Annotated in this window: 9 protein-coding genes; 3 read left to right on the top strand and 6 right to left on the bottom strand. The window is 69.3% G+C overall.

Going from position 1 to position 13,829, the window contains the following annotated elements; genetic code table 11:
* Together GTP77_RS23005 and GTP77_RS23010 are read right to left on the bottom strand one after the other, a co-directional pair.
* Positions 1-1,798 (bottom strand): DEAD/DEAH box helicase (locus GTP77_RS23005; protein WP_161074494.1); only part of this gene is annotated, 1,798 nt, incomplete at its 3' end.
* Positions 1,799-1,901: 103 nt separating this feature from the next.
* Positions 1,902-2,717, bottom strand: a complete 816-nt coding sequence (locus GTP77_RS23010; protein ID WP_161074495.1) for a substrate-binding periplasmic protein — start codon at positions 2,715-2,717, stop codon at positions 1,902-1,904.
* 120 nt (positions 2,718-2,837) lie between these two features.
* Between GTP77_RS23010 and GTP77_RS23015 the strand changes: the two genes are divergently transcribed.
* Entirely contained in the window at positions 2,838-3,230 is a 393-nt protein-coding gene (locus tag GTP77_RS23015) for a nuclear transport factor 2 family protein (RefSeq protein ID WP_228894713.1), read from the top strand.
* 19 nt (positions 3,231-3,249) lie between these two features.
* Here GTP77_RS23015 and GTP77_RS23020 read toward each other — a convergent pair whose 3' ends face one another.
* Both GTP77_RS23020 and GTP77_RS23025 read right to left on the bottom strand, forming a co-directional pair.
* Positions 3,250-5,400 carry a hypothetical protein gene (locus GTP77_RS23020; RefSeq protein WP_161074496.1) on the bottom strand — a complete coding sequence of 717 codons (2,151 nt, stop codon included), beginning with the start codon at positions 5,398-5,400 and terminating at the stop codon, positions 3,250-3,252.
* On the bottom strand, positions 5,397-7,274 hold the full coding sequence (locus GTP77_RS23025) for an STY4199 family HEPN domain-containing protein (RefSeq protein ID WP_161074497.1): 1,878 nt from the start codon (positions 7,272-7,274) through the stop codon (positions 5,397-5,399). The genes GTP77_RS23020 and GTP77_RS23025 overlap by 4 nt, the downstream gene beginning before the upstream one ends.
* 144 nt (positions 7,275-7,418) lie before the next feature.
* Between GTP77_RS23025 and GTP77_RS23030 the strand changes: the two genes are divergently transcribed.
* Entirely contained in the window at positions 7,419-9,056 is a 1,638-nt protein-coding gene (locus GTP77_RS23030; protein WP_161074498.1) for a M28 family peptidase, read from the top strand.
* A gap of 50 nt (positions 9,057-9,106) precedes the next feature.
* On the opposite strand, the gene GTP77_RS23035 is transcribed toward GTP77_RS23030, so the two are convergent.
* Positions 9,107-10,195, bottom strand: coding sequence for a class I SAM-dependent methyltransferase (locus GTP77_RS23035; RefSeq protein WP_161074499.1), 1,089 nt, complete (start codon positions 10,193-10,195; stop codon positions 9,107-9,109).
* 142 nt (positions 10,196-10,337) lie between these two features.
* Here GTP77_RS23035 and GTP77_RS23040 point away from each other — a divergent pair, with 142 nt between their 5' ends.
* The gene (locus GTP77_RS23040; RefSeq protein ID WP_161074500.1) at positions 10,338-10,916 is read left to right on the top strand and encodes a PEP-CTERM sorting domain-containing protein; all 579 of its coding nucleotides are present in this window, start codon (positions 10,338-10,340) and stop codon (positions 10,914-10,916) included.
* Positions 10,917-10,938: 22 nt separating this feature from the next.
* On the opposite strand, the gene GTP77_RS23045 is transcribed toward GTP77_RS23040, so the two are convergent.
* Entirely contained in the window at positions 10,939-13,773 is a 2,835-nt protein-coding gene (locus GTP77_RS23045) for a bifunctional diguanylate cyclase/phosphodiesterase (protein WP_321170327.1), read from the bottom strand.
* Between the last annotated feature and the right edge of the window lie 56 nt (positions 13,774-13,829).

Consider the following 13,829-nt stretch of genomic DNA (forward strand, 5'->3'; position numbering starts at 1 on the left):
CCGGACGCGGCGCCGGGGGGGTCCGGAGAGCGGCGTCAGGGGCGGCAGTGGGCAGCTCGCCGTCGCGGCTCAGGCGGATGATCTGGCCGGCGATCTTCACGCCCTGCAGGTGGCTGATGGTGTCCGAGGCCAGGTCGCTCGGCATATCGAGCACGCTGTAGTCGTCGTAGATCTCGATGCGGCCGATGAACTTGGAGTCGATGCCGCCTTCGTTGGCGATGGCGCCCACAATGTTGCCCGGCTTGACGCCGTGCTGGTAGCCCACTTCAATGCGGTAGGTCTGCATGCCCGGTTCCGGTTCGCGGATCACGCGTTCCTTTTTCGGGAAGGCGCGCTCGCCGCGGTCCGGACGCTCGGAACGCTCAAAACGGTCGCCACGGTCGAAACGCTCGCGCTCGGGGCGGTCGCCGCGCGCCGCCTGGGCCGCCGCAGCGGCCTGCGGCGTGTCGTGCCAGCCGGTTTCCTTCTTCTTGTCGAGCAGCAGCGACTTGCCGCCGCGCGCCATGCTGGCCAGCGCCGCCGCGATTTCAACCGCCGGCACATTGTGCTCGCGCTCGTAGTCCTCGATCAGGCCCTGGAAGTGTTCCAGGCCGCCCTTGGCCAGCACTTCGGTGATCTCGTCCTTGAACTTGGCCACGCGCACGTCGTTCACCGCCTGCAGCGACGGCAGCTCCATCACGCTCACCGGCTGGCGCGTGGCGCGCTCGATGGCTTTCAGCAGCGGGCGCTCGCGCGGGGTGATGAACAGGATCGCTTCGCCGCTGCGGCCGGCGCGGCCGGTACGGCCGATGCGGTGGGTGTAGCTTTCCGGATCATGCGGCACGTCGTAGTTCACCACGTGGCTGATGCGCTCCACGTCCAGGCCGCGCGCGGCCACGTCGGTGGCCACCAGGATGTCGATCTTGCCGTCCTTGAGCATGCTGATGGTGCGTTCGCGCGCCGCCTGCTGCATGTCGCCGTTGATGGCGGCAGCCGAGAAGCCTCTCGCGTTCAGGCGCTCGGCCAGTTCCTCGGTGCCCATCTTGGTGCGCGAGAAGATGATCATGCCGTCGAACGGCTCCGCTTCCAGGATGCGGGTCAGCGCGTCCAGCTTGTGCATGCCGCTCACCAGCCAGTAGCGCTGGCGGATGTTTTCGGCGGTGCCGGTCTTGGCGGCCATGGTCACTTCGGCCGGCTTGTTCAGGTAAGTCGTGGCGATGCGCTTGATGACCGACGGCATGGTGGCCGAGAACAGCGCGGTCTGGCGCGTGGCAGGGGTCTCTTTCAGGATGCGCTCGACGTCGTCGATAAAGCCCATGCGCAGCATTTCGTCGGCCTCGTCCAACACCAGGGTCTTCAGCTTGGAGATGTCCAGCGAACCCTTGTCCAGGTGGTCGATCACGCGGCCCGGGGTGCCCACCACCACGTGCACGCCGCGGCGCAGCGCCGACAGTTGCGGGCCGTAGCTCTGGCCGCCGTAGATCGGCAGCACGTGGAATCCGGGGATGTAGGCGGCGTAGCGCTGGAAGGCCTCGGCCACCTGGATCGCCAGTTCGCGGGTCGGCGCCAGCACCAGCGCCTGCGGCGCGGTCAGCTTGGTGTCGATCTGCGACAGGATGGGCAGCGCGAACGCGGCGGTCTTGCCGGTGCCGGTTTGCGCCTGGCCCAGCACGTCGCGGCCGTCCAGCAGATAAGGGATGGTCGCGGCCTGGATAGGCGACGGCGACTCGTAGCCGACCTCCTTCAGCGACTTGATCAGCGCGGGAATCAGGTTAAGGTCGGTAAACAGGGTTACTTCGGTATTCGGTGTTCCAGACATGGCGTCACTCACAAGTATGTTCGAATCGCCCAATGCGAAACAAAAGCGCTAGTTTACTCCCTCCGGGCCGCCCGCGCCCAATTGTTCATAAATCCTGAACCGGTCAGCGGCTGCGCGGCAGCGGAAAACTGCTCGACATTTCTGCCGGCGTGAAGAATTTCCGGGTCCGGTGCAGCAGTTCGCCGTCCCGGCTCAGCTGCTCCAGCAGGGCCGCCAGCTGCGCCGCGTCGGCCGGCGGCGTGCGGCGCGAGATATAGACCCCGCTGGTGGAGGCCGGGATGCCCGCCAGCCGCGTGTAGTGCACGCGCGCGCCCAGCGATTCGCGCAGGCCCAGCTCCTCCAGCGTGCCGGCGAAGGTGTTGGACGGCATGAAGGCGTAGTCGGCGCGCCCTATGCCCATCTTGCGCGCGATGGTCTGCGGATCCTTCACGTATTCCAGCTTGCCCTGCTTGTCCAGCCGCGCCAGCAGCGCCAGATAGGCCGGCCCGTAGTTATAGCTGCGCACCACGTTCAGGCGGATGCCGCGCCGCGCCAGCATCTCCTCGGTGGAGCGCGGCGGGTCCGGGTCGGTGGAGATCAGCATCCATTCCGTGCCTATCATGGGCACGTAGCGGCCCCACTCGTCGCGCTCGGGCACCTGCACCGCGCCCACCATCAGGTCCGCGTCGCCCTGGCGCAGCATGGCTTCGGCGCGGGCGCGCGGCACCACCGGGAACACGAACTCGCAGCCGGCGCGCCGGCCGCGCTCGCGCAGCAGTTCGGGATAGACGCCGCCCACTTCGCCGCTGGCCTCGTTGACGGTCATCATTTTGCCCAGCGAGGACGCCGGCACCACGATGGGGCGCGAGCAGGCGGCGCCGGCGCGCAGCGGCAGCGCAAGAGTGGCGGCAAGGGAGAACAGGACGGCAACGTGTTTCATTAGCGAAATGCTAGCACGGCCGGCGCCATGCGTGCTGGCGCATACCCGGTATAGCAACAGACTGCGCTTCGGCGCGGCGCCGGTCCGGCATCATGGAACGCCACCCACAGGAGAGCCGCCATGAATATGAACACCATCTTCCGCCCCCCGTTCAGCGAAGAGCAAGCCGCCGTGCTGGACCCGATCAACCAGTACTTCGCCGGCCACGCCAACGACGACGCGGCCCATATGCGCGCTGCCTTCCTGCCCAGCGCCCACATCGAGTCGGTGCGCGAAGGCGTGTTCACCTCCTGGCCGCTGGACGTCTACTGCGAGCGCTTCAAGGGCGCCCCGGCCGCCGACGAGGCGGAGCGCGAGCGCATCGTGGACTGGATCGACGTGCAGGGCAGCGCGGCCTGCGCGCGCATCACGCTGGTGCACGGCGCCACCACCTTCACCGACTACTTCGTGCTGCTGAAAACCGATGCCGGCTGGCGCATCGCCAACAAGGCCTTCCACGGCGAAGCATCCTGAGGCTGCGCGGCGCCCGCCGCTAGTGGCTTTCGCCCCGGATGCCGAAGCGCCAGTACAGGATGAAGCCGAGCAGCGAGAAACCCACCACCACGCCCACCGTGGCCAGCTCGTAGTTGGCCACCTGGTGCGCGATCGCGGCCAGTTCATGCACGTCCGGCGCCGGGCTTTCCTTGAACAGCTTGAGCTGCCATTCGTAGCTGTTCATGGTCAGCCACTCCCGGATCGGCTCCCAGATGTGGTTGGCCGCCAGTCCCAGCCCCAGCGCCGAGAACACCGAGCCGTACACGCGCTGACGCATCTCCGTGCGGGCCGCGATGGCGTGCCGCATCATGCCGTCGATGCGGTCGATCAGCCCGAGCAGCTCGCCGCGCTGCTGCGACACGCCCCACCAGCGCTGCAGCGCCTCGCTCACGCGGTTCTCGTCGAAGTCGTCGCGCAGCATGCTGCCGCCGGCGATCACCGCCAGCGCGCGCGCCTTGACCTCGTGCATCTGCTTGCCCCAGCCCTCAGCGTCGCGCCCGGCGGCGGCGCCGTGGTGCTTGCCCAGTTCCGCCGTCCATTCCGCCAGCTTGTCCGCGTAGTCGGCCAGGAAGCCGCTGTAGGCCGCGCTGACGGCGGCGACGGCGGCGGCCACGCCGGCCAGCGGCTGCGCTGCGCCGCGCGCCCCCGGCCCCTCGAACAGCGTCACGCCGTGGCGGTGCGCCAGTACCTGCACGGCGCCGCAGCGCAGCACTTCGTAGCTGTCCTGCGGCGGCAGCGCCAGCGGACTGGCCGCCGGGCCGCCCGCCTGGCTGTGCGAGGCCAGCCAGGCCTGGAAGCTGGGCGTCTCCAGCAGCGCCAGGTCCGGATGCAGGCCTTGCGCCGCCGCACTCTCGGCATTCCAGCCCAGCACGCGCACTGCCTTGGCGCGGCCCGGCGGTGCGGTAACAGCGGCAGCGGCAGCGCCGTCCTGCGCCGGCAGCGCCTCCACCAACGCGGCGGCCGGCCGCAGGAAATACTGCCTCCACAGCGCCGGCAGCACGTCGGCGCGCCAGTCCAGGCGCGAGCCGGGCGTGCCGTCGTCCAGCAGCTTGGGTGCGGCCAGCAGGGTATGACGGCCATTGTCGTCATACCAGGGCTGGTTGGGCGCCCCCGGCGCCATGCGCGAGGGATTCGCCGGGTCGCGGTAAGAGGCCAGCGCGCGCGGCGCGTCCGCCGGCCGGCCGCCGGCCCAGCGCTCGGCCTCCAGCGCCTCCAGCGCGCGCCACAAGCCCTCCAGCGTGGCGCCGCAGCGCGGGTCCAGCGACAGCACCATGTCGTTGCCGTTGCCGGCCTCGCCCGGCCGGTGCAGCGCCAGCAGGGCATAGCCCTTGCGCGTCCAGCTATTGGCCGAATCGGCGCGCGCCATCACCTTCAGCACGCCCGAGGGGAACACCTCAGACAGGATCAGCGCGTCCAGCAGCACCTGCCGCCCCGACCCGGCCAGGTCGACCAGCAGCTGGCAACGGCTGGCCTGGCGCAGCGCCAGCTCGTACATCTGCCGTTCGTGCGCCAGGTGGGCCAGCGCGCGGCCGTATTCGGCCCCCTCCAGGTAGCCGATGCCGGCCTCGGGGCGCGGCTGGCTGGCCAGCATGCGCCGCATCAGCGCCAGGCAGGCGTGCAGGCCGGCGCGCGCATAGCCGTCGCGCGCCACGTCGGCGGCCTGCGGCGGCAGGTAGGAATGGCCCAGCACGCTGAGCAAACAGGCGGCCGAGCGCGACAGGTCGGCGCCGTCCAGGCAGTCGCCTCCCTCCCAGGCACTGACATAAGCCACCCAGGCCGCCGTGTCGGGCAGCGGACGGCCGTCCAGCGCGGCGCCGAACAGCAGCAGCGCGCAGCAGGTGTCCAGCGAAAAATCCTCCACCACGATGGTGCGGATGGCCCCCGTCGACGGCAGGCGCGCGCGCCAGGCCTGCCAGCGCGCCGCGTCCGCGCCGGCCACCAGCGCGGCCACCGAGCGCGCGCCGCCAGGGTCGCCCTTGTAGTTCAGGCACACGGCCTGGCCATCGCCCTCGGGGTCGCCCAGCCCCACCAGCAGGGTGCCGGGGCCGCCCTGGCGCGCGCCCGCGTTCAGCTCCACCGCGATGTCCGGCGCCAGCCACCAGCATGGCTGCTCGCTCAGCAAGGCCTGCACCGCCATCTGGTCGTTCATGATTTCACCGCCTTCAGAATTTGTTCGTTGGCCCGCACGGACCAGTCGTTGATATCGATATTCGGCTCCTTTTCCACCAGGTCGGTGCAGTATTTATGCACCGCGGCGCGCAGCTTGTTGCGGTCCAGCAGGCCGGTGGAGATGCCGACATACACCTCGCCCAGCAATTCGTCGCGCGGCGTAGAGGTGCCGCGGCGCATGGGATTGAACCCGCCCGCTTCGTTGATCAGGGCCCCCTCCCTGTTCATTTCCGCCGCCTCGCACTGCGGCACCGGTTTCACGGCCGCCTTCTGCCGGTCGTATTCGGCGCGCGCCTCGCGGTGGGATTTCAGCTCGCTCTCGTACTGCTTGGTCGCATAGGCGATATCCTGCGGACGGCTGCAGAAGCGCTGCAGCATGCGCTGCTCGTCGCCGCTCAGCTGCTGCGCCTGCAGCGGCGAGCTGCCCGGCACCCAGCGCCGCGCGCGGCCCATGGCCTGCGCGCAGTCGCTGTCCTCGCGCGCCAGCAGCTCCGGGTGTTCCATCAACAGGGCCACGGTCTTGCTGTCGCCCTGCTCCAGCACCTTGCCGGTGTAGCCCAGCTGCCAGCGCATGCCGCCGGCCAGGAACAGCGCCACATTGCGCGTGTCGCCGCGGCTGATCGCGCCAATGAATTCGCTCTCCTTCCAGGCCACGCCGTTGTTGGCCAGCTCCTTGCGCGGGTCCGCGCTGACCTCTTTTTTTACCGTGTCCATCTTCCGGTCGATGCTGGTGACCGAGCCGCGCATGCTCTCGGTGCTGCGCAGCGTGAACAGCGACGCGGCCCCCAGCGCCAGCACGCCCAGGCCGATCCAGCGCTGATGGCGCCGCAGCCAGCTGGTGTCGGCGCGCACAGTGCGCACGTCCTCGCCGGTGCGTTCAACGGTCTTGCGCACCTCCTCGACCTTGCCGTCCAGCGCCGCCACGTCGTCGCGCACGGCCTGCACGTCCTCTCCCAGGCGCGCGAAATTGTCCGCCACGCGCTGGAAATGGCGCTCCAGCTCCTCCTTGCTGGCGTCGAAGTAGCCGTCCGGATTCACGCCCAGCACGCCGTCGTCGTGCGCGTCCTGCAGCGGCTTGACCACCTCGTGGTAGTAGTGCCCCAGCAGCGCGATCTGCACCGGCGTCACGCGCTTGTGGTGGGCCAGCCGATTGCGGATGTCGCGCACGTCCTCCAGGAAGGCCGCCAGCGTGCCGCGCTTGTCCTTCAGCAGGCTGAGGAAAGGCGTCTCGGCAAACAGCGCCGCGTAGTGCTGCGGGTACTCCCGCTTGTGGGCGAAGATGCGGCCCAGGTCGCTGAACATGGTGCCGCTGAGCACATCGCCCGGGTCCGCCACGGCCAGCCAGCGCTCCACGGCGGCGTCGCCGGACAGCTCGCGCAGCCGCGCCAGCAGGCGCTGCTGGTCGCCATGGGTTTCGCCGATCACGCCGCGCAGTATCAGTTCCAGCGCCCGCACCTGTTGCTGCCCTGTGCGCAGCGCGCGCTCGCCGGGCGGCGGCAGCTGCACCGCGATACCCGCCGCCGGCTGCTTCTCCTGCACCCGCTCCAGCCAGTTCAACCAGCGCAGCGCGGCCACCTCGTCGCTCGCCGCCGGCGGACCGGCCTCCACCCGCACTGCACGCCGCGCCGCCTTGGTGAAATCCTCCATTTCCTGCGCATCCAGGCCCAGCGCCTGCGCCAGCGGGTCCCAGGAACCGGCCTCCATGCGCCGCGCGTCCAGGCGCTCGAACAGCTGCGCCAGGGTCGTTGCGCCGCCGGGGTCGCCGCCCAGATGGCGCACGATGGCGGCCAGTCCGGCGCGGCCGATGTCGAGATAAGCCGGCAGCCGGCCTTGGGGTTCAGCGTGATCAGGCATGGTGCTCCTGTTGGTTTCCGTGGAGCAGGCGATTATATCGGCGGCGCCCAAGCCGAATTCTCACCAATTCCCACAAGCGCCCGGCCGGGGTAAGATAGCCGCCATCCGAACTGAACCAACACCTTTGCCATGACTGGAGCTGCAATGCGCCTCACCCCCTTCGCCCTCGCCGCCGGCCTGACCCTGGCCGGATTCGCCTCGCACGCCAACGCCCAGCAAGCCACCGTGCGCGAAGCGCCGCTGCGCGCCCACCTGTCCTTCCTGGCCGACGACCTGCTCGAAGGGCGCGGCACCGGCCAGCGCGGCGGCGACCTGGCCGTGCGCTACCTGGAAACCCAGGCCGCGCTGATGGGCCTCAAGCCGCTGGCCGACGGCAGCTACCGCCAGCCGGTGCGCTTCCAGGGCACCAAGCTGCTGGCCAGCGGCAGCTCGGTCACCTTCCACGCCGGCAGCGGCACGCGCCTGACGCCCATCCCCGGCCAGGGCATCGTGTACGGCACCGGCAGCGGCCAGGCCAGCGTGAGCTTCGAGGCGCCGCTGCTGTTCGTCGGCTACGGCGTCAAGGCCGAGGAGGAGAACTGGGACGACTACAAGGGCGTGGACGTGAAGGGCAAGATCCTCGTGATGATGGTGAACGACCCGCAGCCCACCGCCGAGGAGCCGAACCGCTTTGCCGGCAAGGCCTACACCTACTACGGCCGCTGGCTGTACAAGTTCGAGGAGGCGGTGCGGCGCGGCGCCGCCGGCGTGCTGCTGATCCACACCACGCCGTCCGCCTCCTACCCGTGGTCGGTGCCGGCCAACGGCTTCAGCCACGAGCGCTTCCACCTGAACCGCGGCGGCAACGGCATTGAAGGCTGGCTGCACGAGGACACCGCGCGCGACCTGGTGGGCGCCTCCGGCTTCGACCTGGACGAGCTGCGCCGCCGCGCCGAGCGGCGCGACTTCCAGCCGGTGGACCTGAAGGCCAGCGCCAAGGTGGAGCTGCGCAGCGTGATCCGCCAGGTGGAGCAGTTCAACGTGGCCGGCATCGTGCCGGGCACCGATCCCAAGCTGAAGGAGCAGGCGGTGGTGTACTCGGCGCACTGGGACCACCTTGGCATCGACGAGGGCGTCAAGCGCGAGGACAAGACCGACCATACCTACAACGGCGCCATCGACAACGCCTCCGGCGCGGCGGCGCTGCTGGCCATGGCGGCCGAGGCGGTCAAGCATCCGGCCAAGCGCACCCAGGTCTTCCTGTGGCCGGCGGCCGAGGAGCAGGGCCTGCTGGGCAGCGCGGCCTACGTGGCCAATCCGGCCTGGCCGCTGGACAAGACCAGCGCCGACCTGAACCTGGACAGCATGAATTTCGCGGGCCGCACCAAGGACATCGGCGTAGCCGGCGCCGAGCGCAGCACGCTGTACGAGACCGCCGGCCAGGTGGCCAAGAAGATGGGGCTGAAACTGGCGCCGCTGATCCCCGATCTGTCCGGCGCCTACTTCCGCGCCGACCACTTCAACTTCGCCAAGGCCGGCATCCCGGCCTTCAACGTGGGCTCGGCCGTGTTTTCGGGCGACGGCCATTTCGAGTTCGAGAAAAACCAGCAGGCATCCAGCGACAAGCTGGTGGCGTTTAAGAAGGACTACCACCAGGTGACCGACGAGTACCGCGCGGACTGGGACTTGTCCGGCATGGTGCAGCAGGCGCAGTTCACCCTGAACCTGGGCTACGCCGTGGCGAACGCGCCCGGCATGGCCAGCTTCAAGAAGGGCGACGCGTTTGCGAAGGTGAAGCGCTAGGGACCGTGGCGGCGCATTGGCGGGTTACGCGAGTGCCTCGCTAACCCGCCCTACGCGGCATCGTAAGCCGCGCACTCCGCCCGCGCGCGCACTTCCCATTCGTCCGGGTCGGGCGCGTACAGGGCGGCGGGCGGCGGCAGCGCCGCGCCTTCCGGCACCGCCACACGTTGGTACAGGAACACGCCGGTCCAGGCCAGCGTGTTGGCCGGGAAGTGCTGCAGCAGCCGGAACGCCGGATGCGACAGCGCGAAGGTGGTGCAACTGACCAGGCAGCCCTCGGGCAGCTCGCGCGCCAGCTTGGCGGCCAGCGCGTCCATCAGCGGCGCGAAGCAGGTGCTGTAGATGAACACCAGGCTGGCGCGGCTGACGTCGGCCTCGAACATGTTCTGCTCGCGCAGTTCTATGCGCGCGTCGAGTTCCAGCAAATGGCGCAGCGTGGCCGCGCCGCCGACTGGCAGCGCCAGCGGCGCCTCCGGCTGCTGCGCCTGTTCCGGCAGCGCCGCCAGCAGCTGCTGCGACAGGGCCAGCAGGCGCGCGCGCCGCTCCAGCGCCATGGCGTGCCGGTAGCCCAGCAACTCCACGCCCGTGCAGCGCTCAAACGGCAGCGCCAGCGCGGCCGACATCACCACCTTCCCGAGGCCGCTGCCCAGGTCTATCATCTCCCCGCCCGGCCGCAGATGGGGCGCGATGGCGTCGAAATAATTGGCCAGTTCGTAGCGCTGGAACTCGCCGTAAATCAGGCTGCCGTCGTCCACCAGCCACTGGCGCAGCTCGGCGTCGCTCACCTGCTCCAGCCGCAGCGCGTCCGGCGCCGGCGCGGACGGTTCCGGCGGCAGCATGCCGTGCCGCTGTATGCCGGACGGCAGCACGCCTATCACTAGCTGCAGATGCGGCTTCATGCGGGCGATAAAGTAGTCGCGCTGCGCCGGGTCCCGGAAGGCGCGCCGCAGCGCCAGCCCGACCTCGTTGAAACGCGCGAAACGGCCGCTTTCCAGCAGCGCGCGCAGCGGCCGGATATGCAGTTCGCCGCCTTCCACGCTGTCCAGCAGGGCCGCCAGCACGTCCCCGGCGCTGGTGCAGGGACCGGCTGGGGCTGCGGCCGCCGTATCGGCGCGCCGCCATTCAATAGCAGATTCCATGTCGATTTTCTTTACACTTTCCTTGCGCATACTTTTTGTGGCAAACGGCAAGTTATTGATTTACATAAATTTTTCTTACTTCGAGGGAATTGGCATAATTATTGCTTATACTTAAGAAAATGCATTTATCAGGACCTCTGCCATGTTCAAGACCCTCCGCTCCCTCGTTTTCCTGTTCGCCGCACTGAGCAGCGGCATCGCCTGCGCCGACGTGATCAGCGTTTCCCACACCTGGACCGGCGACGAAATCTCCGGCGACCTGCGCCTGATGCGCAACGGCATCATTTCCGTGGCCGACACGCCAAAAGCCTTTCCTGGCACGACGTCCACCACCCCGACGTATTTCGAGACCTGGTCCTTCGCAGCCGAGGCAGGCTCCCTGGTTAAAGTCCTGGTGACCGCCACCACCTTCGACAGTTTCTTCTCGCTGTACGACAGCGTGCTGGACGTCGGCAACCTGGGCCAGAACTACCTGGGCGATGTGGGCCGTTCCGACAGCGGCATCGAATTCAGCGTGTTCGCCCCCGCCAGCGGCCAGCTCTTGCTGGTGGCCAATACCACCAGCGGCGGCGCCGCCATCGGCCAGACGGCCAACGCCACCATCACCTTCCAGGGTCCGGCCGCAGGCGCCGTGCCGGAACCGGCTTCGCTGGCCCTGCTGGCCATCGGCGCCCTGGCCCTGCTGCCGGCCACGCGCCGCCGCAAATCGCCGGCAGCCTGAAGCTCGCCGGCCGGCGCGGCGCTCACGCCGCCGCGCGCGCCTCGTATTCCGCCAGCACCGCCTCGAAGGCGGCCGCCGGCACCGGACGGCTGAAGTAATAGCCCTGCATCTGCCGGCAGCCGTGCTGGCGCAGGAAAGCCATCTGCTCCAGCGTCTCCACCCCTTCCGAAATCACTTCCAGCTTCAGATTGGCCGCCAGCGCGATGATGGTGATGACGATGGCCGCGTCGTCCGGGTCCACCGTCAGGTCGCGCACAAAGGTCTGGTCTATCTTCAGCACGTCGATCGCGAAACGCTTCAGGTGCGCCAGGCTGGAATAGCCGGTGCCGAAATCGTCGATGGCCAGCTGGACGCCGAGCTTCTTCAGCTCGTGCATGACGGCGATGGCGTGCTCCACGTCGTTCATCACCTGGCTCTCGGTCAGCTCGAGCTCCAGACAGGCCGGCGGCAAGCCGGTTTCGGCCAGCGCGGCCGCCACCGACTGCACGAAGTCCGGCTCGGCCATCTGCCGCGCCGACACGTTGACGGCCACGCGCAGGCTGTCGCGGCCGGCGCCGCCTGCCGCGCGCCAGGCCATCAGCTGCTCGCAAGCGGTGCGCAGCACCCATGCGCCCACCGGCAGTATCAGCCCGGTTTCCTCGGCCAGCGGGATAAAGCGGTTAGGCGCCACCATGCCCAGCTCAGGATGCTGCCAGCGTATCAGCGCCTCCATGCCGACGATGCGGCCGCTGGCCGTGTCCACCTGCGGCTGGTAATGCAGCACGAATTCGCGCCGCTCCAGCGCGCTGCGCAGCGCGCCCTCGATCAGCATGCGCTCGCCCAGCTTCTCGTTCATGGCCGGGGTGTAGAACTGGTAGTTGTTGCCGCCCATTTCCTTGGCGCGGTACATGGCGATGTCGGCGCGCTCGAGCAAGGCGCCGGGGTCGGCGCTGTCGTCCGGGTACACCGCGATGCCGGCGCTGCAGGTGAAGAACAGCTCCTGGTTGTCGATCAGCAGCGGCGCGGCCAGGCAGTCGAGCACGCGCTGCACCTGGTCGGCGCGCGGCGACAGCGCGCCCTGCTCGGGCAGCAGCATCAGCGCGAACTCGTCGCCGCCGATGCGCGCCACCGTGTCCACCGGCCGCAGCGCCAGCTGCAAGCGCTCGGCGACCGCCTGCAGCAGGCGGTCGCCGCCCTTGTGGCCCAGGCGGCTGTTGGTGAATTTAAAACGGTCCAGGTCGATCGACACCACCCACAGCGCATGGCCCTTGCGCTCGGAGTGGGTAATGGTCTGGCGCAGGCGGTCCAGCAGCAGCACGCGGTTGGGCAGGCCGGTCAGCGCGTCGTGCGTGGACTGGTGGTGCAGCTCGGTCTCGTAGGCCTTGATGGCGGTGATGTCGTGCATGAAGGAGACGAAATGGGTCACCTCGCCGTTCTCGTCGCGCACCGGCGACACGTAGACGTCGTTCCAGAACATGGCGCCGTCCTTGCGGTAGTGGCGCAGCACGGCGTGGCCCTCGCGCTGCTCGCGCACGGCCGCCACCAGCTCGCTCACGCCCGGCTGGTCGACGTCGTCGCCGTGCAGCAAACGCGTGCTGCGGCCCGCCAGCTCGGCGCCGCTGTAGCCGGTCAGCCGCTCGAAGGCCGGATTGGCGTAGGCGATGGCGTAGCCGGGCGCGCCGTCGGTGATGATGATGGCGTTCACGTTCGACTCGATGGCGCGGTCGCGCAGCCGCATGGCGCGGTTCACGTCGTGCAGCTCGGCGGTGCGCTGGTCCACGCGGCGCTGCACGTCGCGGTTGCGGCTGGCCAGGGAATTGACGTAGGCCGCGCCCAGCACGCTGACGATGGCGCCCAGCGCCAGCGTGAAGATGGACGCCAGGTGGTCGCCCACCAGCACCGCGCGCGGCTGGGTGGCCACCATCAGCCAGGTCTGGCCGGCCACGTCGAAGGGCTGCGCCAGGCGCGGCGGCGGCGCCGGATACAGCCAGTGCGGCAGCTCGGCCTGCGCGGCGGGCTGGCCGGCGGCCTGGTACACCAGCGCGTCCGGCTCCTCGGCGCCGCTGGCGTACACCTTCAGGTTCAGGTCGCCGCTGGCGGGCAGGCCGGCCGTGGCGTAGATCTTTTCTATCATGTCGCCGGGGCGCAGCACCATGGCCGTCTCGCCCGCCAGCGCGGCGCGGCGCTCGGCCGGGCTGGCCGGCTGCGCGCCGTAGCGGAACACCGGCATGGACACGATCACGCCCAGCCGCGGTTCCGGGCCTTGCGCCAGGCGCACCAGCTTGCCGGCCGTGGGGCGGCCGCTGGCATAAGCCTTGTTGCGCGCGCCGCCGTCGAGCGCCGGATAGGCCGTGTCCAGGCCGATGGCCGCCGCGTTGGCCGCCATCGGTTCGATATACTCGATCACGCGGTAGCTGTCGCGCGCATCGGCCGGCACCCGCTGCCCGCCGCGCATCTCGGTCAGCACCGTGCCCGGCACCACGGCGGCCAGCTCGGCCTCCAGCGCGGCGCGCTCGGCGTGCCCGATCACGCGCAGCGAACTGATCGCCTGCATATAGGGATAGTGCTCGATAATGGGCCGGGTGAACAGCTCGAATTCCTTGCGGCTGACCCGCTCGCGGCTGGCGAACAGCTGGTTCACCGACCCCAGGCCGGCGATGGCGTTGCCCACGCCCTGCTGCAAAACGAACAGGCGCGCGTGCGCGCGCTGCAGAAAGGCGAGCGACACATTGTCCTGCTCCAGGCGGCTCACGCCGGCAAATAGCAGCGCCGTGCAACCCAGGCCGGACAGCAAGGCCAGCACCATCGGGCGGAGCTGGGCCAGGCGGCCTGGCTGCGGCTGAGGAGCGGAAGGGTGGGAAGCGCTAATCGGGTTCACCCGTCGTAGATGCTGATAAAGCAGCAAGATTAGCACGGATTGGTGCGCCACGGCCG

Source organism: Pseudoduganella aquatica, assembly GCF_009857595.1.
GTDB classification, from domain to species: Bacteria; Pseudomonadota; Gammaproteobacteria; order Burkholderiales; family Burkholderiaceae_D; genus Rugamonas; species Rugamonas aquatica_A.

Coding starts and splice junctions, on each gene's coding strand:
- GTP77_RS23010 (WP_161074495.1), bottom strand. CDS start 2,717: ATGAAACACGTTGCCGTCCTGTTCTCCCTTGCCGCCACTCTTGCGCTG.
- GTP77_RS23015 (WP_228894713.1), top strand. CDS start 2,838: ATGAATATGAACACCATCTTCCGCCCCCCGTTCAGCGAAGAGCAAGCC.
- GTP77_RS23020 (WP_161074496.1), bottom strand. CDS start 5,400: ATGAACGACCAGATGGCGGTGCAGGCCTTGCTGAGCGAGCAGCCATGC.
- GTP77_RS23025 (WP_161074497.1), bottom strand. CDS start 7,274: ATGCCTGATCACGCTGAACCCCAAGGCCGGCTGCCGGCTTATCTCGAC.
- GTP77_RS23030 (WP_161074498.1), top strand. CDS start 7,419: ATGCGCCTCACCCCCTTCGCCCTCGCCGCCGGCCTGACCCTGGCCGGA.
- GTP77_RS23035 (WP_161074499.1), bottom strand. CDS start 10,195: ATGGAATCTGCTATTGAATGGCGGCGCGCCGATACGGCGGCCGCAGCC.
- GTP77_RS23040 (WP_161074500.1), top strand. CDS start 10,338: ATGTTCAAGACCCTCCGCTCCCTCGTTTTCCTGTTCGCCGCACTGAGC.